Origin of the sequence: Streptomyces sp. 184 (assembly GCF_045781775.1) — a bacterium.
Taxonomy (GTDB): Bacteria; Actinomycetota; Actinomycetes; order Streptomycetales; family Streptomycetaceae; genus Streptomyces.
Genome location: NZ_CP123230.1, coordinates 5,518,311 through 5,540,839, shown reverse-complemented (window position 1 = coordinate 5,540,839; position 22,529 = coordinate 5,518,311). Strand labels below are relative to the sequence as shown.

General features: G+C 72.4%; 22 protein-coding genes. 16 read left to right on the top strand and 6 right to left on the bottom strand.

Annotated elements, in window-relative coordinates:
* Positions 1–5: 5 nt before the first annotated feature.
* Together tal and tkt are read right to left on the bottom strand one after the other, a co-directional pair.
* Positions 6–1,124 (bottom strand): transaldolase, encoded by a 1,119-nt coding sequence (gene tal / locus QBL21_RS23485; RefSeq protein ID WP_407564196.1) that lies wholly within the window; start codon positions 1,122–1,124, stop codon positions 6–8.
* A gap of 47 nt (positions 1,125–1,171) precedes the next feature.
* On the bottom strand, positions 1,172–3,262 hold the full coding sequence (gene tkt, locus QBL21_RS23480) for a transketolase (protein ID WP_407564195.1): 2,091 nt from the start codon (positions 3,260–3,262) through the stop codon (positions 1,172–1,174).
* 251 nt (positions 3,263–3,513) lie between these two features.
* Between tkt and QBL21_RS23475 the strand changes: the two genes are divergently transcribed.
* Positions 3,514–4,455, top strand: coding sequence for a heme o synthase (locus QBL21_RS23475; protein ID WP_407564194.1), 942 nt, complete (start codon positions 3,514–3,516; stop codon positions 4,453–4,455).
* A gap of 25 nt (positions 4,456–4,480) precedes the next feature.
* Positions 4,481–4,978, top strand: a complete 498-nt coding sequence (locus QBL21_RS23470; RefSeq protein ID WP_407564193.1) for a hypothetical protein — start codon at positions 4,481–4,483, stop codon at positions 4,976–4,978.
* Positions 4,979–5,023: 45 nt separating this feature from the next.
* On the opposite strand, the gene QBL21_RS23465 is transcribed toward QBL21_RS23470, so the two are convergent.
* From QBL21_RS23465 to QBL21_RS23455, 3 genes are all read right to left on the bottom strand, one after another.
* Positions 5,024–6,007 (bottom strand): COX15/CtaA family protein, encoded by a 984-nt coding sequence (locus QBL21_RS23465; RefSeq protein ID WP_407564192.1) that lies wholly within the window; start codon positions 6,005–6,007, stop codon positions 5,024–5,026.
* A gap of 90 nt (positions 6,008–6,097) precedes the next feature.
* Complete coding sequence (locus QBL21_RS23460; protein ID WP_407564191.1) at positions 6,098–6,889, bottom strand: ABC transporter permease; 792 nt, start codon at positions 6,887–6,889, stop codon at positions 6,098–6,100.
* Entirely contained in the window at positions 6,886–7,821 is a 936-nt protein-coding gene (locus QBL21_RS23455) for an ABC transporter ATP-binding protein (protein WP_407564190.1), read from the bottom strand. Before QBL21_RS23455 ends, QBL21_RS23460 begins: the two co-directional genes overlap by 4 nt.
* Before the next feature lie 241 nt (positions 7,822–8,062).
* On the opposite strand from QBL21_RS23455, the gene QBL21_RS23450 reads away from it, so the two are divergent.
* From QBL21_RS23450 to QBL21_RS23385, 14 genes are all read left to right on the top strand, one after another.
* Positions 8,063–8,764 (top strand): helix-turn-helix transcriptional regulator, encoded by a 702-nt coding sequence (locus QBL21_RS23450; protein WP_407566529.1) that lies wholly within the window; start codon positions 8,063–8,065, stop codon positions 8,762–8,764.
* Positions 8,761–10,191 carry a Fe-S cluster assembly protein SufB gene (gene sufB / locus QBL21_RS23445; RefSeq protein WP_407564189.1) on the top strand — a complete coding sequence of 477 codons (1,431 nt, stop codon included), beginning with the start codon at positions 8,761–8,763 and terminating at the stop codon, positions 10,189–10,191. Before QBL21_RS23450 ends, sufB begins: the two co-directional genes overlap by 4 nt.
* A gap of 63 nt (positions 10,192–10,254) precedes the next feature.
* On the top strand, positions 10,255–11,436 hold the full coding sequence (gene sufD, locus QBL21_RS23440) for a Fe-S cluster assembly protein SufD (protein WP_407564188.1): 1,182 nt from the start codon (positions 10,255–10,257) through the stop codon (positions 11,434–11,436).
* Positions 11,437–11,470: 34 nt separating this feature from the next.
* A complete protein-coding gene (locus QBL21_RS23435) occupies positions 11,471–11,806 on the top strand; it encodes a non-heme iron oxygenase ferredoxin subunit (protein WP_407564187.1) in 336 nt (111 codons plus the stop codon).
* A gap of 7 nt (positions 11,807–11,813) precedes the next feature.
* Positions 11,814–12,605, top strand: coding sequence for a Fe-S cluster assembly ATPase SufC (gene sufC, locus QBL21_RS23430; RefSeq protein WP_407564186.1), 792 nt, complete (start codon positions 11,814–11,816; stop codon positions 12,603–12,605).
* Entirely contained in the window at positions 12,602–13,858 is a 1,257-nt protein-coding gene (locus QBL21_RS23425; RefSeq protein WP_407564185.1) for a cysteine desulfurase, read from the top strand. The genes sufC and QBL21_RS23425 overlap by 4 nt, the downstream gene beginning before the upstream one ends.
* A 16-nt stretch (positions 13,859–13,874) precedes the next feature.
* The gene (gene sufU, locus QBL21_RS23420) at positions 13,875–14,327 is read left to right on the top strand and encodes a Fe-S cluster assembly sulfur transfer protein SufU (RefSeq protein WP_407564184.1); all 453 of its coding nucleotides are present in this window, start codon (positions 13,875–13,877) and stop codon (positions 14,325–14,327) included.
* Positions 14,324–14,668, top strand: coding sequence for a metal-sulfur cluster assembly factor (locus QBL21_RS23415; RefSeq protein ID WP_407564183.1), 345 nt, complete (start codon positions 14,324–14,326; stop codon positions 14,666–14,668). Before sufU ends, QBL21_RS23415 begins: the two co-directional genes overlap by 4 nt.
* A 219-nt stretch (positions 14,669–14,887) precedes the next feature.
* Positions 14,888–15,499, top strand: a complete 612-nt coding sequence (locus QBL21_RS23410) for an RNA polymerase sigma factor (RefSeq protein ID WP_407564182.1) — start codon at positions 14,888–14,890, stop codon at positions 15,497–15,499.
* The gene (locus QBL21_RS23405) at positions 15,492–16,499 is read left to right on the top strand and encodes a CU044_5270 family protein (RefSeq protein WP_407564181.1); all 1,008 of its coding nucleotides are present in this window, start codon (positions 15,492–15,494) and stop codon (positions 16,497–16,499) included. Before QBL21_RS23410 ends, QBL21_RS23405 begins: the two co-directional genes overlap by 8 nt.
* 176 nt (positions 16,500–16,675) lie before the next feature.
* Positions 16,676–17,671 carry a 2,3,4,5-tetrahydropyridine-2,6-dicarboxylate N-succinyltransferase gene (gene dapD / locus QBL21_RS23400; RefSeq protein ID WP_407564180.1) on the top strand — a complete coding sequence of 332 codons (996 nt, stop codon included), beginning with the start codon at positions 16,676–16,678 and terminating at the stop codon, positions 17,669–17,671.
* Between the two features lie 185 nt (positions 17,672–17,856).
* On the top strand, positions 17,857–18,426 hold the full coding sequence (locus tag QBL21_RS23395; RefSeq protein WP_407564179.1) for a SigE family RNA polymerase sigma factor: 570 nt from the start codon (positions 17,857–17,859) through the stop codon (positions 18,424–18,426).
* On the top strand, positions 18,423–19,646 hold the full coding sequence (locus tag QBL21_RS23390) for a hypothetical protein (protein ID WP_407564178.1): 1,224 nt from the start codon (positions 18,423–18,425) through the stop codon (positions 19,644–19,646). Before QBL21_RS23395 ends, QBL21_RS23390 begins: the two co-directional genes overlap by 4 nt.
* Positions 19,647–19,735: 89 nt before the next feature.
* Positions 19,736–20,527 carry an EI24 domain-containing protein gene (locus QBL21_RS23385; protein ID WP_407564177.1) on the top strand — a complete coding sequence of 264 codons (792 nt, stop codon included), beginning with the start codon at positions 19,736–19,738 and terminating at the stop codon, positions 20,525–20,527.
* Here QBL21_RS23385 and QBL21_RS23380 read toward each other — a convergent pair.
* Positions 20,517–22,352 (bottom strand): endonuclease/exonuclease/phosphatase family protein, encoded by a 1,836-nt coding sequence (locus QBL21_RS23380; RefSeq protein ID WP_407564176.1) that lies wholly within the window; start codon positions 22,350–22,352, stop codon positions 20,517–20,519. The genes QBL21_RS23385 and QBL21_RS23380 overlap by 11 nt on opposite strands.
* Positions 22,353–22,529: the final 177 nt, after the last annotated feature.

The following is a 22,529-nucleotide window of genomic DNA, read 5'->3' as shown; positions in this document are numbered from 1 at the left end:
GTCGACTACGCCCCCTTCGGTGCGCGGCGCTCAAGTTCGATCCGGGTGGAGTCGAGCAGGTCGTTCCAGGACTTCGCGAACTTCTCCACGCCCTCGTCCTCCAGCAGGCCCACCACCTCGTCGTACGAGATGCCCAGCTTCTCCAGGGCGTCGAGGTCGGCGCGCGCCTCGGCGTACGTGCCGCGCACCGCGTCGCCGGCGATCCCGCCGTGGTCGGCGACGGCGTGCAGCGTGGACTCCGGCATGGTGTTGACCGTCCCCGGGGCGACCAGGTCGTCCACGTAGAGCGTGTCCTTGTACGCCTTGTCCTTCACGCCCGTCGACGCCCACAGGGGGCGCTGCTTGTGGCCGCCGACCTTCTCCAGCGCCGTCCAGCGGTCCGAGGAGAAGACCTCCTCGTACGCCTCGTACGCCAGCCGGGCGTTCGCGAGGGCGGCCCGGCCGCGCAGCTCCTTCGCCTCGGCGGTGCCCAGGGCGTCGAGCCGCTTGTCGACCTCGGTGTCCACGCGCGAGACGAAGAACGAGGCGACCGAGCGGATCTCCGCCAGGTCCAGACCCGCGGCTCTGGCCTGCTCCAGGCCGGTGAGGAAGGCGTCCATCACGTCGCGGTAGCGCTCCAGGGAGAAGATCAGCGTCACGTTGACGCTGATGCCCTTGGAGAGCACCTCGGTGATGGCGGGCAGCCCCGCCCGGGTGGCGGGGATCTTCACGAACAGGTTGGGCCGGTCGACCAGCCAGGCGAGCTGCTTGGCCTCGGCGACGGTGGCCGCCGTGTCGTTCGCCAGCCGCGGGTCGACCTCGATGGAGACCCGGCCGTCCAGGCCCTCGGTGGCCTCGTGCACCGGGCGGAGCACGTCGGCGGCGTCGCGTACGTCGGCCGTCGTGATCATGCGGACGGCCTCCTCGACGGTGACGCCGCGGACCGCGAGGTCCGTGAGCTGGCCGTCGTAGCCGTCGCCCGCCGAGATGGCCTTCTGGAAGATCGTGGGATTGGTGGTCACGCCCACGACGTGGCTCTCGTCGATCAGCTCGGCGAGGTTGCCGGACGTGATGCGCTTGCGGGACAGGTCGTCGAGCCAGATCGCGACGCCTTCACCGGAGAGGCGCTCTAGTGCGTCGGTCATCGGTATTGCATCTCCTGACATCGTTTCGTCTGTAAGCGTCAGCGACTTCAGGCCCGCAGTGATTCCCGGGCCGCTTCGGCGACGGCGTCGGCGGTGAGCCCGTACTCGTGGAACAGGACCTTGTAGTCGGCGGAGGCGCCGAAGTGCTCCAGGGAGACGACCCGTCCGGTGTCGCCGGCGAACCGCTGCCAGGTCAGCCCGACGCCCGCCTCGACCGCCACCCGGGCCTTGACCGCAGGCGGCAGCACGGCGTCGCGGTACTCCTGCGGCTGCTCGTCGAACCACTCCACGGACGGCATCGAGACCACCCGCGTCGGGACGCCCTCGGCCTGCAACTGCTCGCGGGCGGCGACCGCGAGCTGCACCTCGGAGCCGGTGCCGATGAGGATCACCTGCGGCTCGGCCTGCGCGCCGCCGGGGCCCTCGGCCTCGAACATCACGTAGCCGCCGCGGGCGGTGTCCTCGTTCGGCTCGTACGTCGGCACGCCCTGCCGGGTCAGCGCCAGGCCGTGCGGGGCACCGACGCCGTACTCCTTGGTGTAGCGGCGCAGGATCTCGCGCCAGGCGAGGACCGTCTCGTTGGCGTCGGCCGGGCGGACCACGTTCAGCCCGGGGATCGCGCGCAGGCTCGCCAGGTGCTCGACGGGCTGGTGGGTCGGGCCGTCCTCGCCGAGGCCGATGGAGTCGTGCGTCCACACGTACGTCACCGGCAGGTGCATCAGCGCCGACAGCCGTACCGCGTTGCGCATGTAGTCGGAGAAGACCAGGAACGTGCCGCCGTACACACGGGTGTTGCCGTGCAGCGTGATGCCGTTCATGGCGGCGGCCATGGCGTGCTCGCGGATGCCGTTGTGGACGGTCCGGCCGTACGGGTCGGCGCCGGCCAGCGGGTTGTCGGCGGGCAGGAACGAGGCCGCGCCGGGGATCGTGGTGTTGTTGGACCCGGCGAGGTCGGCGGAGCCGCCCCACAGCTCGGGCACCACCGGGCCGAGCGCCTTCAGCACCTCGCCGGACGCCTTGCGGGTCGCGACGGCCTTCCCGGCCGGGAACGACGGCAGCTTGTCCGCCCAGCCGGCGGGGAGTTCACCGGCGCGGATCCGGTCGAACTCGGCGGCGCGCGCCGGGTTGTCCTGCCGCCAGACGGCGAACTGCTTGTCCCACGCGGCGTGCACCTCCGCGCCGCGCTCGCCGAGCGCGCGGGCGTGCGCGAGCACGCCGCCGTCGACCTCGAAGTGCCGCTCGGGGTCGAAGCCGAGGACCCGCTTGGTCGCGGCGACCTCCTCCTCGCCCAGCGCCGAGCCGTGCGCGGCCTCGGTGTTCTGCGCGTTCGGGGCCGGCCAGGCGATGATCGAGCGGGCCGCGATGAACGACGGCCGGTCGGTGACGGCCTTGGCCTCCTGGAACGCCCGGTACAGCGCCTCGGGGTCGAGGTCGCCGTTCGGCTTCTGCTCGACCCGCTGGACGTGCCAGCCGTACGCCTCGTAGCGCGCGACGGTGTCCTCGGAGACGGCGGCGGCGGTGTCGCCCTCGATGGAGATGTGGTTGTCGTCCCAGAGCAGGATCAGGTTGCCCAGCTTCTGGTGCCCGGCCAGCGAGGACGCCTCGTGCGAGATGCCCTCCTGGAGGCAGCCGTCGCCCGCGACCACCCAGATGTGGTGGTCGAACGGGGAGGTGCCGGCGGGCGCGTCGGGGTCGAACAGGCCGCGCTCGTAGCGCGCGGACATCGCCATGCCGACGGCGTTCGCCAGGCCCTGGCCCAGCGGTCCCGTCGTCGTCTCGACGCCCGTGGTGTGCCCGTACTCCGGGTGCCCCGGGGTCTTGGAGCCCCAGGTGCGGAACGCCTCCAGGTCGGCCAGCTCCAGGCCGAACCCGCCCAGGTAGAGCTGGATGTAGAGCGTCAGGCTGGAGTGGCCGGCGGAGAGGACGAAGCGGTCCCGGCCGGTCCACTGCGGGTCGGCGGGGTCGTGCCGCATCACCTTCTGGAAGAGGGTGTACGCGGCGGGGGCCAGGCTCATCGCCGTGCCGGGGTGGCCGTTACCGACCTTCTGTACGGCGTCCATGGCCAGAACGCGGACTGTGTCCACCGCCCGGTCGTCCAGTTCGTGCCACTCAAGGTCGGTGGTCGGCTGCGTGCTCACCCTTGTTCAGGGCTCCTCTCTCCACGGTCGGGAACTCCGGCGACCGGAAAGCACCGGGCGCCTTCGAGCCTATCCCGCTGATACCAGACTGCCGGTGCCGGGCCGGTTGCGCCCGCCGGACGGCATCCGGGCGCCGGCGCGGGGGCCGGTCGGGTGCGTCCCAACACGGGGCACCCCCCGCGCCGGGGGCCGATACGCAGCGTCTACAGTGACGACGTACAGAAATCCCTTGACCGCGAGCAGAGGTGTCCGTGACGGCCGTCGAATCCCGACCCGCGGGGGTACTCGGGCAGGGCACTGCGCACCGGCCGACCGGTGCCCGGGTCATGGCGTTCGTGGCGCTGACCAAGCCGCGCATCATCGAGTTGCTGCTCATCACCACCGTTCCGGTGATGTTCCTGGCCGCGGAGGGCGTGCCCGACCTGTGGCTGGTGCTCGTCACCTGCATCGGCGGCTACCTCTCGGCCGGCGGCGCCAACGCGCTGAACATGTACCTGGACCGGGACATCGACGCGCTGATGCACCGCACGGAACAGCGCCCGCTGGTGACCGGCATGGTGCGGCCCGGCGAGGGGCTGGCCTTCGGCCTCGCGCTGACGGTGGTGTCCACGGTGTGGTTCGCCACGCTCGTCAACCCGCTGTCCGCGGCGCTCGCGCTGGGCGCGAACCTCTTCTACGTCGTGGTCTACACGATGCTGCTGAAGCGGCGCACCTCGCAGAACATCGTCTGGGGCGGCATCGCCGGCTGCATGCCGGTGGCCATCGGCTGGTCCGCGGTGACCAACTCCGTCTCCTGGGCCTCGCTGATCCTCTTCCTGGTGATGTTCTTCTGGACGCCGCCGCACTACTGGCCGCTGTCGATGAAGGTCAAGGACGACTACGCGCGGGTCAAGGTGCCGATGCTGCCGGTGGTGGCGTCGAACAGGGTCGTCGCGCGGCAGATCGTCGCCTATAGCTGGGTGATGGTCGCCGTCTCGATGCTGCTGTGGCCGCTGGGCTACACCGGCTGGTTCTACCCGGCGGTGGCCGCGGTGCTCGGCGCGGTGTGGCTGCGCGAGGCGCACGGGCTGCTGCGGCGGGCGAAGACCGGTGCCGTGGGTGCGAAGCTCAAGGAGATGCGCCTCTTCCACTGGTCCATCACCTATGTGTCGCTGCTGTTCATCGCGGTGGCCGTGGATCCCTTCCTGCGCTGATTTACCGGCGGGTAGCATCTGCTCCATGAGCGACGACGACCGCAGGACCCGCAAGCTCACCCGGCAGATCGAGTCCTTCGCCGGCCGCCACGGCGGCGCGCGGGGGCAGGTCGCGTACCTCGGTGAACCGGGCGCCCGGCTGGTGCTGGTCGGAGCGGACGGGACGTGGGGCGACCTGGTGGCGCCGAGCACGCAGACCGCGGCGGCGGCGGCGGAGGCCGCGGGGGTCACGCTCCGGGAGAGCTTCGACGGCGAGCTGGCCGCGGGGGTACGGACCGGGGCGTACGAGTGGACGCGGATGGCCGGAATCCAGCTCGGCGGCCCGGCGAACCCGGGCGCCGCACGGCAGGAGCCCGAACCGGAGCCGGAGCCCGAGAGGGCTGCCGGGGAGCCGGCGGCCGAGGAGGACGACCGCGCGGAGTCCGGTGCGGACACGGCCGCCGGGAGCCCCGAGGGCGGCGGCGAAGAGTCCGCGGACGGCGGAACCGACGCGAACGACGTGAAGGACGCCAAGAGCGGCTGAGCCCGGTGCGCCGGCCGCGACGGCGGGCGCACCGGGCGCGGTGCGCTACGGAGCCCGGGACCCCACCGGCTGCGCCTCCGCGCTGACCGCCGGAGGCGGCACCTCCACGGGGGCGGTCCCCGGCCGGTGCCGCAGCGAGACCACGACCCGCAGCACCGCGATCCACACCAGCGTCGAACCGAGCAGGTGGATGATGACCAGGTATTCGGGCACGTCCGTGAGGTACTGCGCGTAGCCGAGGCCGGCCTGCGACATCAGCACCAGGAACAGGTCCCGGGTGCGGGAGAGCGGCCCCGGCGGGCCGTCGACGAGCTTCAGCGTCACCCAGATCGCGATCGTCAGGGCGACCACCGCCCACGCCGTGAACGAGTGCACCTTCGCCGCGTGCTCCCAACTGATCCACCCCATCCGGGGCACGTCGCTGGAGTCGCCCGCGTGCGGCCCGGTGCCGGTCACGACGGTGCCGGCGGCCAGCAGCACGACGGACACCGCCACCAGCGCCCGGGTCAGCCGGCGCACCACGGCCCCGACGAGCAGGTCGGGCCCGCCGTCGCCCTCGCGGGCGCGGTGCCAGGTGAGGTACGTGATCGTGATCAGCCCGGTGGCGAGCAGGAAGTGGGCGGCGACCGTGTACGGGTTCAGCTCGGTGAGCACCGCGGCGCCGCCGAGGATGGCGTTGCCCACGACCACCCAGAACTGCACCCAGCCCAGCCGGGTCAGCTCGCGGCGCCACGGCTTGGTGGCGCGGGCGGCGACGATGGCCCAGCCGACGGCCGCGCACAGCACGTACGCGAGCAGCCGGTTGCCGAACTCGATGGCGCCGTGCACGCCCATCTCGGACGTGGCCAGGAGGCTGTCGTCGGAGCACTTGGGCCACGTGTCGCAGCCGAGCCCGGAGCCGGTCAGCCGGACGGCGCCCCCGGTGACGACGATGAGGATGCTCATCAGCAGTGCGGAGAACGTCGCGCGCTGGACCGTCTTCTGCGTCGGGGTCCAGCGCTCGGCGACGAGAGCGAGGGGGTTCAGCACGGCGCCTATCGTATGACGCCCCTTGTGCCCGGTTTCACGAGGGGGGAGGGGAACGTTCCCGTGCGCCCGTAAGCCCTGCTCGGCGGCGGGTCACTCCCAGCGGAAGAACCGCGCCGCGGCGGCGAGCCCCAGCACCGCCCAGCCGGCCAGCAGCCCCAGGTCGCCCCACGGCATGCCGCCGCCGTGCTGGAGGACGTCCCGCAGCCCGTCCGACAGCGCAGCCACCGGCAGCACTTCGAGCACGGCACGCGCGCCGTCGGGGAACCTCTCCAGCGGCACGATCACGCCGCCCGCCACCAGCAGCAGCACGAAGACCAGGTTCGCCGCCGCCAGCGTCGCCTCCGCCCGCAGGGTGCCCGCCATCAGCAGCCCGAGGCCGGAGAACGCGGCCGTGCCCGCCGCGACGAGCAGCACCACGGCCAGCGCACCGACCGCCCCGCCGCGAGGCGACCAGCCGAGCGCCAGTGCGATCGCGGTCAGCAGCACCAGTTGCAGCGCGATCGTGGCCAGCACCGCGGCGGCCTTCGCCGCCATCAGCCCGGCACGCGGCAGCGGCGAGGCGCCGAGCCGCTTCAGTACGCCGTAGCGGCGGTCGAAGCCGGTGCCGATGGCCTGGCCGGTGAAGGCGGTGGCCAGGACGGCGAGCGCCATGGCGCCGGGGGCGAGGAAGTCGACGCGCCGGCCGGGGCCGGTGTCGACGACGTCTACCGTGCTGAAGAGGAGCAGCAGCACCGCCGGGATGACGATGGTCAGGAGCAACTGCTCGCCGTTGCGCAGGAGTAGCCGGGTTTCGAGGCCGGCCTGCGCGGCGACCATGCGGCGCAGCGGCGCCGCCCCCGGACGCGGCGCGTAGACGCCCGTCCCCGCCTGCCGAGCGCTCATCCGCGCAGGTCCTTTCCCGTCAGCTCCAAGAAGACGTCCTCCAGCGTGCGCCGCTCCACCGTCATCTGCTCCGGCAGCACCCCGTTCTGCGCGCACCAGGTGGTGACCGTGGCCAGCAGCTCCGGGTTGATCTCGCCGCTTATCCGGTACGAGCCGGGGGCCAGCTCCAGCGCCGCGGTCTCCGGCGGCAGCGCCTTGAGAAGCGAGCCGAGGTCGAGTCCGGGGCGGCCGGTGAAGCGCATGGTGTTCTCCGCGCCGCCGCGGCACAGCTCCTCCGGGGTGCCGTCGACCAGCAGCCGGCCGCCGTCGATGATCGCGACCCGGTCGGAGAGCTGCTCGGCCTCGTCCATGTGGTGTGTGGTGAGCATCACGGAGACCCCGTCGGCGCGCAGCTCGCGGATCAGCTCCCAGGTGGCGCGGCGGGCCTGCGGGTCGAGGCCGGCGGTCGGCTCGTCGAGGAAGACCAGCTCGGGGCGGCCGACGACGGCCATGGCCAGCGCGAGCCGCTGCTGCTGGCCGCCGGAGAGCCGGCGGTAGGGCGTGCGGCCGCAGGAGCCGAGGCCGAGCCGCTCGATCAGGGCGACGACATCGAGGGGGTGGGCGTGCAGCCGGGCGACGTGCCGCAGCATCTCCTCGGCCCGGGCGGCGGGGTAGACGCCGCCGGACTGGAGCATCACGCCGACCCGGGGCCGCAGCTCGGCGCCGTCGGCGACGGGGTCGCGGCCGAGGACGCGCACGGTGCCGGCGTCCGGCCGGCGGTAGCCCTCGCAGATCTCGACGGTGGTCGTCTTGCCCGCGCCGTTGGGGCCGAGGACGGCGGTGACGTCGCCGCGGGCGGCGGTGAGGCCGAGCCCGGCCACGGCGGTCTTCTCGCCGTACCGCTTGACGAGGCCGGTCACCTCGACGGCCGCGTCGCTGGAGGGCTGTTGCATGAGTGCGAGTCTAAAGAGCCCGCGGGCCCGGCCCGCGCCGCCCCGGGAGGGTTCACGCCAGGGGGTGGCCGGCGCCCGTACGGAACTTAGGTAACCCTAAGTGATGCATTCCACCACACGGTGATCGCGGCCCGGCTTGTCGCGCCCCGCCGAATTAAGCAACAATGGCGTTGTGAAAAACGTGGACCCGGATGGGAGCACGGCGAAGGACCAGGCGGCCGGGCCGGCCGCCGGTGTCGCCATGCCCGGTGACGGGACGCGCAACCGCGTGGCCCGCTCCATCCTCGACCACGGCCCGTCGACCGCCGCCGACCTGGCCCACCGGCTCGAACTCACCCCCGCCGCCGTCCGGCGGCACCTCGACGCGCTCGTCGCCGAGGGCATCGTGGAACCCCGCGACCAGCGGGTCTACGGGGCCCGTGGCCGCGGGCGCCCGGCCAAGGTCTTCGCCCTGACCGACTGCGGCCGGGACGCCTTCGACCAGGCGTACGACCAGCTCGCCGCCGACGCACTGCGCTGGATCGCCCAGAGCGCGGGCGGCGGCGTGCGGGGCGAGGCGGCCGTCGCCGCCTTCGCCCGTGACCGGGTCGCCGAGCAGGCCGAGCGGTACGCCGCGGAGCTGGCCGGCGTGCCTCCCGAGAGCCGGGTCGAGGCTCTCGCCCGGCTGCTCTCCGAGGACGGGTACGCTGCCACCGCGCGCAGCGCGCCCGGCGCCCCCGGCGAGCAGCTCTGCCAGCACCACTGCCCGGTGGCGCACACCGCCGAGCAATACCCGCAGCTCTGCGAGGCGGAGACCGAGGTCTTCTCCCGCTTGCTCGGCACCCATGTGCAGCGTCTGGCCACCATCGCCCACGGCGACGGGGTGTGTACGACGTTCGTCCCCGAAAACCGCGAGCACCACGCTCGCAGGCAGCCACCGACATCCGGGAGGAACCCCGCATGACTGCGCCCATCGAGACCGCACCCTCGGAGCATCCCGAGCTCGAAGGACTGGGACGCTACGAGTACGGCTGGGCCGACTCCGACGCGGCCGGCTCGGCCGCGAAGCGCGGCCTGTCCGAGGCCGTCGTCCGGGACATCTCCGGCAAGAAGTCCGAGCCCGACTGGATGCTGAAGACCCGGCTGAAGGGTCTGCGGCTGTTCGGCAAGAAGCCCATGCCCACCTGGGGCTCCGACCTCTCCGGCATCGACTTCGACAACATCAAGTACTTCGTCCGGTCCACCGAGAAGCAGGCCCAGTCCTGGGAGGACCTGCCGGAGGACATCAAGAACACCTACGACAAGCTCGGCATCCCCGAGGCGGAGAAGCAGCGCCTGGTCGCCGGCGTCGCCGCGCAGTACGAGTCCGAGGTCGTCTACCACCAGATCCGCGAGGACCTGGAGGAGCAGGGCGTCATCTTCCTGGACACCGACACCGCGCTCAAGGAGCACCCGGAGCTGTTCAAGGAGTACTACGGCACGGTCATCCCGCCCGGTGACAACAAGTTCGCCTCCCTCAACACCGCGGTGTGGTCCGGCGGCTCGTTCATCTACGTCCCCAAGGGCGTGCACGTCGAGATCCCGCTCCAGGCGTACTTCCGCATCAACACCGAGAACATGGGCCAGTTCGAGCGAACGCTGATCATCGTCGACGAGGGTGCGTACGTGCACTACGTCGAGGGCTGCACCGCGCCGATCTACCAGTCGGACTCGCTGCACTCCGCGGTCGTCGAGATCATCGTGAAGAAGAACGCCCGCTGCCGGTACACCACGATCCAGAACTGGTCGAACAACGTGTACAACCTGGTCACCAAGCGCGCGGTGGCCTACGAGGGCGCGACCATGGAGTGGGTCGACGGCAACATCGGCTCCAAGGTCACCATGAAGTACCCGGCGATCTACCTGATGGGCGAGCACGCCAAGGGCGAGACGCTGTCCGTCGCCTTCGCCGGCGAGGGCCAGCACCAGGACGCCGGCGCCAAGATGGTGCACATGGCGCCCAACACCTCCTCCAACATCGTCTCCAAGTCGGTGGCGCGGGGCGGCGGGCGGACCTCGTACCGCGGGCTGATCGAGATCGGCGAGGGCGCGGAGAACTCGAAGTCCAACGTGCTCTGCGACGCCCTGCTGGTCGACACGATCTCCCGCTCGGACACCTACCCGTACGTCGACGTCCGCGAGGACGACGTGACGATGGGCCACGAGGCGACCGTCTCCAAGGTCAGCGACGACCAGCTCTTCTACCTGATGCAGCGCGGCCTGTCCGAGGACGAGGCGATGGCGATGATCGTCCGCGGCTTCGTCGAGCCGATCGCCAAGGAACTGCCGATGGAGTACGCGCTGGAGCTCAACCGGCTGATCGAGCTCCAGATGGAAGGCGCGGTCGGCTAGCCGCCCGCGGTTCGCCGGACAGCCCGCGAGACGATTCCCGAGAAAGCGAGTACGAGAACAGTCATGGCCGACGCCCAGAAGATCCCGGCCGGCTCCACCGCCGCCGGAAGCATCGCGGTGGCCGCCGAGTCCACCGTCGCCACCAGGATGAGCGCGCCGCCGTCCTTCGACGTGGCCGACTTCCCGGTCCCGCACGGCCGGGAGGAGGAGTGGCGCTTCACCCCGCTGGAGCGGACCCGTGGCCTGCACGACGGCAGCGCCGCCGCCACCGGTGAGCCCAAGGTGGCCATCACCGCGCCCGACGGCGTCACCGTCGAGACCGTCGGCCGTGACGACGCGCGGCTGGGCCGGGCCGGCACGCCGGTGGACCGGATCGCCGCCCAGGCGTACTCCTCGTTCGAGAAGGCCACGGTCGTGACCGTGCCGAAGGACACGCAGCTCGCCGAGCCCGTCCGGATCTCGGTGCACGGCGAGGGCGGCGTCTCGTACGGGCACCAGCTCATCGAGCTGGGCGCCTTCGCCGAGGCCGTCGTCGTCATCGACCACACCGGCGACGCGGTGCTCGCCGAGAACACCGAGTACGTGCTCGGCGACGGTGCCAAGCTCACCGTCGTCTCCGTGCAGGACTGGGCCGACGGGGCAGTCCACGTCGCCCAGCAGTCCGCGCTCATCGGCCGGGACGCCAGCTTCAAGTCCGTGATCGTCACCTTCGGCGGCGACCTGGTACGGCTGCACCCGCGGGCGCACTACGCGGGCCCGGGCGCCGAGGCCGAGCTGTACGGGCTGTACTTCACCGACGCCGGCCAGCACCAGGAGCACCGCCTGTTCGTCGACCACGACGCGCCGCACTGCCGCAGCAACGTGGCGTACAAGGGCGCGCTCCAGGGCACCGACGCGCACGCCGTGTGGATCGGCGACGTGCTGATCCGCAAGCGGGCCGAGGGCACCGACACCTACGAGCTGAACCGCAACCTGGTGCTCACCGACGGCGCCCGCGTCGACTCGGTGCCCAACCTGGAGATCGAGACCGGCGAGATCGTCGGCGCGGGCCACGCGTCGGCCACCGGCCGCTTCGAGGACGAGCAGCTCTTCTACCTGATGGCCCGCGGCATCCCTGCCGACGAGGCCCGCAGGCTGGTCGTCCGCGGCTTCTTCGCCGAGCTGGTGCAGCAGATCGGCATCGAGGACGTCGAGCGGCGGCTGATCGAGAAGATCGAAGCCGAGCTGGAGGCGTCCGTGGCATGAGCGAGCGCACGACCACGTCCACGAGTGAGAGAGCATGACCGACACGACCAACGCGACATACGTCCGCGCCTGCGCGCTGAGCGAGCTTGAGGAAGACCTCCCCAAGCGGGTGGAGCTCGGCGGCACGCCGGTGTCGGTCGTGCTGACCGGCGACGAGGTGTTCGCGATCTACGACATCTGCTCGCACGCGAACGTCTCGCTCTCCGAAGGCGAGGTGGAGGACTGCCAGATCGAGTGCTGGCTGCACGGCTCCACCTTCGACCTGCGTACCGGCAAGCCCTCCGGGCTGCCAGCGACGCGCCCCGTCCCCGTGTACCCCGTCAAGATCGAAGGAGACGACGTGCTCGTCTCCCTCACCCAGGAGTCCTGAAGGCACCATGGCAACGCTTGAAATCCGCGACCTGCACGTCTCCGTCGAGGCCGACAACGCCACGAAGGAGATCCTCAAGGGCGTCGACCTGACCGTGAAGCAGGGCGAGACTCACGCCATCATGGGCCCCAACGGCTCCGGCAAGTCCACCCTCGCGTACTCCGTAGCCGGCCACCCCAAGTACCAGATCACGTCCGGGACCGTCACCATCGACGGCGAGGACGTACTGGAGATGAGCGTCGACGAGCGCGCCCGCGCCGGCCTCTTCCTCGCCATGCAGTACCCGGTCGAGGTCCCCGGCGTCACCGTCTCCAACTTCCTGCGCACCGCCGCCACCGCGATCCGCGGCGAGGCCCCCAAGCTCCGCACCTGGGTCAAGGAGGTCAAGGAGGCGATGCAGCGGCTGAACATCGACCCCGCCTTCGCCGAGCGCAACGTCAACGAGGGCTTCTCCGGCGGTGAGAAGAAGCGCCACGAGATCCTCCAGCTCGAACTGCTCAGGCCGAAGATCGCGATCCTCGACGAGACCGACTCGGGCCTGGACGTCGACGCGCTGCGCATCGTCTCCGAGGGCGTCAACCGGGTCCACGAGAGCGGCGGGGTCGGCACCCTGCTGATCACCCACTACACCCGCATCCTGCGCTACATCAAGCCCGACCACGTGCACGTCTTCGCGGGCGGCCGGATCGCCGAGTCCGGCGGCCCGGAGCTGGCGGACAAGCTGGAGGAAGAGGGCTACGCCGCGTATGTCAAGGGCGGCCCCGTGGGCGGAGCGAACCAGCGGGAGGAGGTCGCGTGACCCGACTGCCGGGCCTCCTCGACACCGAGGCGATCCGCAAGGACTTCCCGATCCTGGACCGCACGGTCCACGACGGGAAGAAGGTCGTGTACCTGGACAACGCGGCGACCTCGCAGAAGCCGCGCCAGGTGCTCGACGCGCTGAACGCGTACTACGAGCGGCACAACGCCAACGTGCACCGCGGCGTTCACGTCCTCGCCGAGGAGGCCACGGCGCTCTACGAGGGCGCCCGCGACAAGGTCGCCGCCTTCGTCAACGCGCCCAGCCGGGACGAGGTCGTCTTCACCAAGAACGCCTCCGAGTCGCTGAACCTCGTGGCCAACATGCTCGGCTTCGCCGACGAGCCGTACCGCGTGGACCGCGACACCGAGATCGTCATCACGGAGATGGAGCACCACTCCAACATCGTCCCGTGGCAGCTCCTCGCAGAGCGCACCGGCGCGAAGCTGAAGTGGTTCGGCCTCACCGACGACGGCCGCCTCGACCTGAGCGACCTGGAGGAGGTCATCACGGAGAAGACGAAGGTCGTCTCCTTCGTGCTGGTCTCCAACATCCTCGGTACGCACAACCCCGTCGAGGCCATCGTCCGCCGCGCCCAGGAGGTCGGCGCGCTCGTCGTCGTCGACGCCTCCCAGGCCGCCCCGCACATGCCGCTGGACGTGCAGGCGCTCCAGGCCGACTTCGTCGCCTTCACCGGGCACAAGATGGTCGGTCCCACCGGCATCGGGGTGCTCTGGGGCCGCAAGGGGCTGCTGGACGACCTGCCGCCGTTCCTCGGCGGCGGGGAGATGATCGAGACCGTCTCCATGCACTCCTCGACGTACGCCCCGGCGCCGCACAAGTTCGAGGCCGGTACGCCGCCGATCGCCCAGGCCGTCGGCCTCGGCGCCGCGGTGGACTACCTCGCGGGTATCGGCATGGAGCACATCGAGGCGCACGAGCGGGCCATCACCGAGTACGCGCTCGGGCGGCTCCAGGAAGTGCCGGACCTGCGGATCATCGGTCCGACGTCGGCGGAGGAGCGCGGCGCCGCGATCTCCTTCACGCTCGGCGACATCCACCCGCACGACGTCGGCCAGGTGCTCGACGAGCAGGGCATCGCGGTCCGGGTCGGCCACCACTGCGCGCGGCCGGTCTGCCTGCGGTACGGAATTCCTGCGACCACGCGGGCGTCGTTCTATCTGTACTCCACCCCGGGCGAGGTCGACGCGCTGATCGACGGCCTGGAGTACGTCCGGAACTTCTTCGGCTGAAGGGCGTGGGAACAGCGTGAAGCTCGATTCGATGTACCAGGACGTCATCCTGGACCACTACAAGCACCCGCACGGGCGGGGCTTGCGGGAGGGTGACGCCGAGGTACACCACGTCAACCCGACCTGCGGCGACGAGATCACGCTGCGGGTGAAGCTCGACGGGCGGACCGTCGAGGACGTCTCGTACGAGGGCCAGGGCTGCTCCATCAGCCAGGCCAGCGCCTCCGTGCTCAACGAGCTGCTGGTCGGCAAGGAGCTGTCCGAGGCGCAGCGGATCCAGGAGCGGTTCCTGGAGCTGATGCAGTCGCGTGGGAGGATCGAGCCGGACGACGCCATGGAGGAGATGCTGGAGGACGCGGTCGCGTTCGCCGGCGTCTCGAAGTACCCGGCGCGCGTGAAGTGCGCCCTGCTGTCCTGGATGGCGTGGAAAGACGCCACGGCCCAGGCGCTCAAGGAGGCCGCAGCATGACCGACACCGGCACGACCGACGCCGGCACCAAGCCGGCCGAAGAGGACGAGATCCGCGAGGCGCTGTACGACGTGGTCGACCCCGAGCTGGGCATCGACGTCGTCAACCTCGGCCTCATCTACGGCATCCACGTCGACGAGGGCAACATCGCCACCCTGGACATGACGCTGACCTCGGCGGCCTGTCCGCTGACCGACGTGATCGAGGACCAGGCGAAGGCGGCGACAGAGGGCCTCGTCAACGACCTGAAGATCAACTGGGTCTGGATGCCCCCGTGGGGCCCCGACAAGATCACCGACGAGGGGCGCGAGCAACTGCGCGCGCTGGGCTTCAACGTCTGACGGGTCCGAAACCCTCGCAAGGCCCGCCCCGGTCCGCCCGGGGCGGGCCTTGTCGCGTCTGCGGCCCCGGGGCCACCGCCGGGCAGACCGGCCGGAAAAACCGGTGAGAACGCGTTCGGGGCTATCGGGCAACAAGAGGTGACAGCACCGCGCTCGCACCTTTTTCCGATCGGGGACCGCCCAGTGACCGACCCGCCGCATGACATCACGGAGAGATTTGTGGAACCACCGCAGGACGTCTCGCCGCTCGTCGACGGAGACGCCGCCGTGATCGAGGAGTCGCTGGACCGGCCCGAGGCGTTCGCGGAGTTGTACGACCGGTACGCCCCCGCCATACACCGCTACGTGACCCGCCGGCTCGGCACCGGCGCGGCGGACGACATCACCGCCGACACCTTCCTGGCCGCCTTCCGCGCCCGGGCGCGGTTCGACTCCGGCCGCACCAGCGCCCGGCCCTGGCTCTACGGGATCGCCGCCAACCTCATCGGCCGGCACCGCCGCTCCGAGGTGCGCGCGCTGCGGGCCCTGGCCCGTACCGGCGTCGACCCGGTGGCCCACTCCTGGGTGGACGAGGCCGACGACCGGCTCGCCGCCGAGGCCGCGCATGCCCCGCTCGCGGGCGCGCTCGCCAAGCTGCCGGCCGGCGACCGGCATGTGCTGCTGCTCGTCGCCTGGGCCGACCTCAGCTACGCGGAGGTCGCCGAGGCCATGGACATTCCCATCGGCACCGTGCGCTCCCGGCTCAGCCGGGCCCGGCGCAAGGTGCGCGCGGCCGTCGGGCCCGATCCCCACTCCATCTACGACGCAACGGAGGCGGCAACCCATGGATGAGATGTCGAAGCTGCGCGAGTGGCGCCAGGACGCGCCGGCCCCCGACCGCGCCCGGCTCGCCCCCGGCCGCCGCCGGCTGCTCGACGCCGCGGGCCGCAAGCGCCGGCGGCTGCCGGTGCTGGGCGACTGGCGCGTGGTGTCGGGCGCGGTGGCGGTCGGCGTCACGGCGGTGGCACTGCTGGCGACGAACCTGGGCGGCGCCCCGCTCGGCGGCGGGGGTTCGCCGGCGGCGGGGGGCGACGGGCAGGCGACGATGGCGTTGCCGGGGACGCCGGTGGAGCAGAGCGCGCCGGAGCTGCTGCGGCAGGCCGCCGTCTCGATGGCGGAGGAGCCGGTGCCGGAGCCGCGGGAGGGGAGCTGGGTGTACGTGCGGGATCTCGACCTGGAGGCCGGCAACGCGGCCGACGAGAACCGGGACCCGATGGAGGAGTGGTACCAATACGCCGACTCGGAGTTCGAGAACTGGCACGAGGGCGACGACCACTCGCCGCGGGAGCGCTTCGAGTACCTGGCCGACCTGCCCGAGGACACCGACGCGGTGCTCCAGAAGGCCCGCTGGTTCTACCCCGAGAGCGGCGAGCGCCCCACCTCCGAGAATCCCGGCGCCGGGCGCAGCGACGAGGCGCTGGCCTCCTGGAACTTCGCGGCGCTCGGCCAACTGGCCAAGTCGGCGCCGGCGCACCCCGTCGGGCAGTCCCGCGTCTACGCGGCGATGGCCACGATCCCGGGGGTGTCCGTGGTGGACACCACCGTGGAGGACGCGGCGGGCCGCTCGGCGCTGGCGTTCTACCTCCACGCCGACGTGCCCAACGACACCGGCCCGTTCCGTGACGAGTTCCTGATCGACCCCGAGACGTACGACTACCTGGGCAACCGGTACGTCGCCATCGAGGACACGGAGTCGTCGAGGTACGGGCCGAAGGCAGAGGCGGGCGACGTCGTGATCAGCACGGCGGTCATCGACACCGCGCTGGTGGAAGAGGACGGCGAACGGCCCTGAGGGCCCGGAGGCGTACGGAGCGGGAAAAGGGGGCCGTACGGGGCAGGGGGCGGCGGCCCGGGGCGACCGGGCCGCCGCCCCCCCCGGTCCCCGCGGCCCGCGCCGGACGGGCGCTGGCGTGTGTCGCCATGCGGACCGGTTCGCCTCCCGTGCCGGGCGGCGGTTAGCGTTCGGGTATGACCGACGCAGCGACCTCCACCACCCTCCCCACCGGCGCCGCCGCCACCGGCCTGGCGACCGTCACCCCCGACGGCACCGTCCTCGACACCTGGTTCCCCGCCCCCGCGCTCGCCGACGACCCCGGTCCCGCGGGCACCGAGCGGCTGACCGCCGAGCGTGCGGCCGGGCTGCTCGGGGAGCACGTGCGGGCGGCGCTGGGCCCCGACCCGCGGCGCGGGGTGGAGGTCGTCGCGGTGCGCACGGTGATCTCCTCGCTCCAGGAGAAGCCGGCCGACGCCCACGACGTGTACCTGCGGCTGCACCTGCTCAGCCACCGGCTGGTCCGCCCGCACGGCCAGAACCTCGACGGCGTCTTCGGCCTGCTGGCGAACGTCGCCTGGACCTCCCACGGCCCCGTGCCCGCCGACCGGATCGAGGAGGTGCGGCTCGCCGTACGCGCCGCGGGACAGCACCTCCAGGTCACCCACCTCGACAAGTTCCCGCGCATGGTCGACTACGTGCTGCCCTCCGGCGTCCGCATCGGCGACGCCGACCGCGTCCGCCTGGGCGCGCACCTCGCCTCCGGCACCACGGTCATGCACGAGGGCTTCGTCAACTTCAACGCCGGCACCCTCGGCACGTCGATGGTCGAGGGCCGGATCTCCGCGGGCGTCGTCGTCGGCGACGGCTCGGACGTCGGCGGCGGCGCGTCGATCATGGGCACGCTCTCCGGCGGCGGCAAGGACGTCATCTCCCTCGGCGAGCGCTGCCTGCTGGGCGCCCAGGCCGGCATCGGCATCTCGCTCGGCGACGACTGCATCGTCGAGGCCGGCCTGTACGTGACCGCCGGCACCAAGGTCGCGCTGCCGGACGGCGCCGTGGTCAAGGCCCGCGAGCTGTCCGGCGCGAGCAACCTGCTGTTCCTGCGCAACTCCACCACCGGCGCGGTCGAGGCCCGCCAGCGCTCCGGCTCGTGGGGCGGGCTGAACGCCGCGCTGCACGCCAACGACTGACGCGGGGGGCCCGGTTCGTACCTCCGGAGCCGCGCCCGCCGCACCCCGCGCACGCCCGCCGCGCACGGCAAGCCGCCGTGCGCGGCGGGCTTTTCGTGTCCGACGCAAAGCGGAGGCATAGCGGCGGTGGGCGGGAGGCGTCTAGAGGGGCAGGGTGACCCGGGACGAGGGAGGGGCAAGGGGAGATGGACGCGGCGAGCGAGGCCGGTTTCCACGAGTTCGTGGAGTCCAGGTCCGGTGTGCTGTTCAGGACCGCGCTGCTGCTGAGCGGGGGTGACCGCGGCGCCGCGGAGGACCTCCTCCAGAACGCGCTGATCAAGGCGGCGGGGCGGTGGCACCGGATCGACGAGCCGGAGGCGTACGTCCGCCAGGTGCTGTACCGCCAGCAGATCAGCCGCTGGCGGCTGCGCTGGCGGTCCCGTGAGCAGGTCGTCGCCGAGCCGCCGGAACCTGGCAGGCCGGCGGCCGGCGGCGACCCCGTGCACGACGCGGAGCTGCGGATCGTGATGGCGCGGGCGCTGCGCCGGCTGACCACCAGGCAGCGCACGATGCTCGTGCTGCGCTACTACGAGGACCTGCCGGAGGCCGAGGTCGCCGCGCTCCTCGGCTGCACCGTCGGCACCGTGCGCAGCACCACCCGGCGGTCGCTGGACAAGCTGCGCGCCATGTCCCCGGAGCTGGCCTCCCTGGCCCTCGACCCGCTCGACACCCCGGAACCCGTACGCGAAGAGCAGTTGACGGAGGTACAGCCGTGAAGGTCGAGGAGTTGGTGCGCCGGTCGCTGCACCAGATGGCGGAGTCGGACGCGTATCCCGACCCCGGGCTGGCGGGGCGGGCGCTGCGGACCCGGCGCCGGCGCCGGGCGAGGGGGATCACCGGCGCCGTGGCGGCCGTGGCCGCGGTCGTCGCGGTGGCCGTCGCCGTGCCGCTGGCCGTCCCCGGTTCGGGCGAGGGCGGGCCGGCCACGGGCCCGCGGCAGGACGTGGTCGGGCGGCCGGGGGAGTCGCCGCCGCAGGGGCTGATCGCCGCCGGCGACATGGCCCTGTCCACGTGGCACACCCGCGAGACCGAGAAGCTGCCCGGCGGCGACGCCATCGAGGGCCGCAAGTGGCGCCTGTACGACCCGGACACCGGGCGGTACGAGGAGACCGACTGGTCCTGGGTCGACGTCGCCCCCGGCATGCGTACCGCGGCCGTCCTCGAAAAGGATCTGCCCGCCGACCGCATCGGCCTGCTGGACCTGGCCACCGGCGAGGTGGAGCGGTGGATTCCGGTCGACGGCGAGGGCGTGGGCTCGGTGGAGTTCTCGCCGGACGGCGAACGGCTCGTGGCCACCGCCTACTCGCACAACCCCGACCGCCGCTTCAAGGACGCCTCGTACTGGCTGAACGAGGACAAGCTGCCCGGCGCCAAGCGCAGCCGCACCGGCTTCTACGTCGTCGACGTGGACTCCGGCGACGCCGCCTACACCGAGCTGCCGTACAGCGACGACCCCGACAACCGGGTGACGGGCATGAACGGCCGCGAGGACCTGAACTGGAACAGCGACGGCGAACTCCTGTGGGAGCACTGGCCGTACGAGCCCGGGCGCAAGTACTACGACCTCGACGGCGGGCAGAGCGACCCGCCGGCGCAGGAGAAGCACGTCTCGTACGCGGAGGCCGGGCTGTCGCCCGACGGGCGGCTGGTCGGCGGCGAGTTCGCCGGCGAGGGCGACGAGATCTCCTCCGAGGTGCTGGACGCCCGGACCGGCAAGCGCGTCACCACGGTGCCGGGGCAGCAGCTCCTCGCCTGGGCCGACGACGAGCGGCTGATCGCCTGGGGCTGCGACCCCGGGGTCTGCCAGAAGAACGAGTACAGGAACCGGCTCGTGCTCATCGACCTCGACGGCGACAAGGTGATCCCGCTGTCCGGCAACCGCGGCGGCAACGGTGCCGACGCCGGCCGCTGGGAGCCCGAGTTCACCGAGCGCTGACCCGGGCGCCGAGCCCGGCGCCGGACCCGCGCCGAGCCCGTCCGCGGCCGAGCCGCCACGCATGCCCGCGACCCCATAGGGTGGCGGGCATGCGTGACTTCACCACCGGATTCGGCTACGTCGGCAAGGGGCTGCGCTGGGCCGCGGGGCACGGGCGGTCCTGGGCCCTCGGCCTCGTGCCCGCGCTCATCGCGCTCGTGCTCTACGCCGCCGCCCTCGTCGCCCTCGCCTACTGGGCCGACGACATCGCCGTGTGGGCCACCCCCTTCGCCGACGACTGGGACTCGCCCTGGCAGGGGCTGCTGCGCGGGCTGTTCATGGCGCTGCTGCTGCTCGGCGGCATCGGGTTCGCGCTGCTCACGTTCACGGCCGTCGCGCTGCTGATCGGGGACCCGTTCTACGAGGCGCTCTCCGGGCGCGTCGAGGAGTCCGCGGGCTACTGCCCGCCCGGCCCGGACGAGCCGCTGCTGCCCGGCCTGTGGCGGTCGCTGAAGGAGAGCGTCCATGTGCTGTCGCGGGCGCTGCTGTTCACCGTGCCGCTGTTCTTCCTGGGCTTCGTCCCGTTCCTCGGCCAGACGGTCGTGCCCGCGCTCGGCTTCGCCGTCGCCGGCTTCTTCCTCACCGTCGAGCTGACGTCCTTCGCCCTCCAGCGCCGGGGGATCGACGTGCGCGGGCGGCTGGCGCTGCTGCGCCGGCGCAAGATGCTCGCGCTCGGCTTCGGCGTGCCGATCGCGCTGCTGTTCCTGGTGCCGCTGGCCGCGGTGGTGGTGATGCCGGGCGCGGTGGCGGGCGCGACGCTCCTCGCCCGCCACCTCGTCGGCGACGACGAGCCGGTGCCCGGCCGGGCGCCGGCGCCCGGCCCGCCGCCGGTCAGGGCCTGAGCCTGGCCACCGAGGGGTCGTGGTCGCTGGCCTGGTCGGCGTACTCGGCGTTGAGGTGCACGATGTCGTAGCCCGCCCGGTCGGCGAGCGCCGGGCTGGTCAGGATGTGGTCCAGCACCTGTGAGTTGCCGTTGAAGACGTAGCCGTAGCGCTCGTCTCGCGGCAGCCCGTTCACCAGGTCGACGAGCGCGCGCCCCGAGGTCAGCCGCGCCACGGCGGGGGAGAAGGGGAAGTCGTTGATGTCGCCGGCGACGACGACGCCCGCCCTGCGGTCCACGGCGAGCACGTCCCGTACGAACTCGTTGACCGCCGCGGCCTGTTCGGTCCGCTGCGCCTCCGAGCCGCGGGCCGGCGGCTGGTAGCGGCTGTCGAGCCCCTGGTCGCCGCCCTTGGAGCTGAAGTGGTTGGCGACGACGAAGACCGTGCGCCCGCGGAAGGTGAACTCGCCGGCGAGCGGCTTGCGGCTGTCGTTCCAGGCCGCGTCGCCGGGGGCGATACGGCCCGGGGAGGCGGACAGCGCCGGGGTGCCGCCGTCGGCGGTGACCTCGACGGGGGTCGTGGCATCCCCGCCGGGGCGGTCGGTGAAGGACACCCGCGCGGGGTTGTAGAGGAACGCGACCCGGATGTTGCCGCCCGGCTGGCCGCCGTCGGCGTCGTCCACCGGGTCGATCTGGCGCCACTCGTACGCGGGCCCGCCGGCGGCGGCGATGGCGTCGGTCAGCTTGCGCAGGGTGGCGTCCGCGCTCGTCACGGCGTCGTCGGTGGCGCCGTTGTCGTCCTGGACCTCCTGGAGGGCGACGATGTCGGGGGAGGCCAGGCCGTCCACGAGGGCGGCGGCCAGCCGGTCGAACTTCGCGGCGCCGTCGCGGGCGGAGAGGTTCTCCACGTTGTACGTGGCCACCGCCAGCTCCGCGGCGCGCTGCGGGCGGGTCGACTCGCGGCCGGGCCCGGTCTGCCGCTCGGTGCCGAGGGCGGTGGCCTGAAGCTCGTAGCCGCCGAACTGGTCGTAGTCCAGGGGGCCTTCGGTGGTGCCGCCGAGGCGGTCGCCGACGTCCAGGACGGGGAAGGGGCGCTCGGCGAACGGGAGCAGGGAGGCGACCTTGAGCCGGCCGCCGTTGGGGTCGCGGTAGCCGGCGTACAGCGCGCCGCCGCGGGCGGTGCGGTTGCGGGCGGGCTCGGCGGTCACCCACAGCTCGTTGAACGAGGTGGTGGGCCCGACGACCCGGGCGTCGCGCACCGCGACCCGCATGCCCTCCAGCGACTCGTAGCGGTCGAGCGCGTACGAGCCGGGCCGCAGCCGCAGGTCCTCGATGCTGCCGCCGCCCGCGTCGGGGGCGAACCGGCCGGGGACGGTGGCGTCGCGCAGCACGTAGGCGGCGGGCAGCGGGTTGCCGGAGGAGACGGCGGTCCAGGTGGCGCCGGTCAGCTCGGTGACGGACTGGAGGCCGGCGTCCTTGCCGCCCGGGTAGTACTCGGTGACGGCGCCGGAGACCGTCACCGCGTCGCCGGGCTCGACATCGGGGGTCGTGGAGCCGGTGAAGACGAAGACGCCCTCGCCGGTGGCGGCGTCCGCGTCGGGCCGGGGGTCCTGGATCCAGAAGCCGCGGGCGGAGCCGAAGGCGCGGACGGCGGTGACGGTGCCGGGCACGTCGGTCACCCGCTGTCCGGCGAGCGGGGATATCCGGGTGTCGCCCTGGATGTCGCGGATGCGTATCCGCCCGTCGCCCGCCCCGGCGTCCGCGGCCCCGGCGGCGGGGGCGGCGAGCAGTGCGGCGGCGAGCGCGGCGGCGACGGCGTACGGGACGGGGTGGGCACGACGTTGCATGGTGTCCTCCGGGATAGGGACAGGGACAGAGGCCAGGGCCAGGGGCAGAGCCGGGACGGGACAGGGCCGTGACGGGGAGGGACCGGCCGGGGCGGGGAGAAGGCGTACGTCTACGCGCGTCAATCTCGTGCGCGCGTACGGGCGTTGTCAAGGAACGCGAAGTGAACACGGGACGCG

Coding starts and splice junctions, on each gene's coding strand:
- tal (WP_407564196.1), bottom strand. CDS start 1,124: ATGACCGACGCACTAGAGCGCCTCTCCGGTGAAGGCGTCGCGATCTGG.
- QBL21_RS23470 (WP_407564193.1), top strand. CDS start 4,481: ATGAGCGACGACGACCGCAGGACCCGCAAGCTCACCCGGCAGATCGAG.
- QBL21_RS23460 (WP_407564191.1), bottom strand. CDS start 6,889: ATGAGCGCTCGGCAGGCGGGGACGGGCGTCTACGCGCCGCGTCCGGGG.
- QBL21_RS23455 (WP_407564190.1), bottom strand. CDS start 7,821: ATGCAACAGCCCTCCAGCGACGCGGCCGTCGAGGTGACCGGCCTCGTC.
- QBL21_RS23450 (WP_407566529.1), top strand. CDS start 8,063: ATGCCCGGTGACGGGACGCGCAACCGCGTGGCCCGCTCCATCCTCGAC.
- sufB (WP_407564189.1), top strand. CDS start 8,761: ATGACTGCGCCCATCGAGACCGCACCCTCGGAGCATCCCGAGCTCGAA.
- sufD (WP_407564188.1), top strand. CDS start 10,255: ATGGCCGACGCCCAGAAGATCCCGGCCGGCTCCACCGCCGCCGGAAGC.
- QBL21_RS23435 (WP_407564187.1), top strand. CDS start 11,471: ATGACCGACACGACCAACGCGACATACGTCCGCGCCTGCGCGCTGAGC.
- sufC (WP_407564186.1), top strand. CDS start 11,814: ATGGCAACGCTTGAAATCCGCGACCTGCACGTCTCCGTCGAGGCCGAC.
- QBL21_RS23415 (WP_407564183.1), top strand. CDS start 14,324: ATGACCGACACCGGCACGACCGACGCCGGCACCAAGCCGGCCGAAGAG.
- QBL21_RS23405 (WP_407564181.1), top strand. CDS start 15,492: ATGGATGAGATGTCGAAGCTGCGCGAGTGGCGCCAGGACGCGCCGGCC.
- dapD (WP_407564180.1), top strand. CDS start 16,676: ATGACCGACGCAGCGACCTCCACCACCCTCCCCACCGGCGCCGCCGCC.
- QBL21_RS23395 (WP_407564179.1), top strand. CDS start 17,857: ATGGACGCGGCGAGCGAGGCCGGTTTCCACGAGTTCGTGGAGTCCAGG.
- QBL21_RS23385 (WP_407564177.1), top strand. CDS start 19,736: ATGCGTGACTTCACCACCGGATTCGGCTACGTCGGCAAGGGGCTGCGC.
- QBL21_RS23380 (WP_407564176.1), bottom strand. CDS start 22,352: ATGCAACGTCGTGCCCACCCCGTCCCGTACGCCGTCGCCGCCGCGCTC.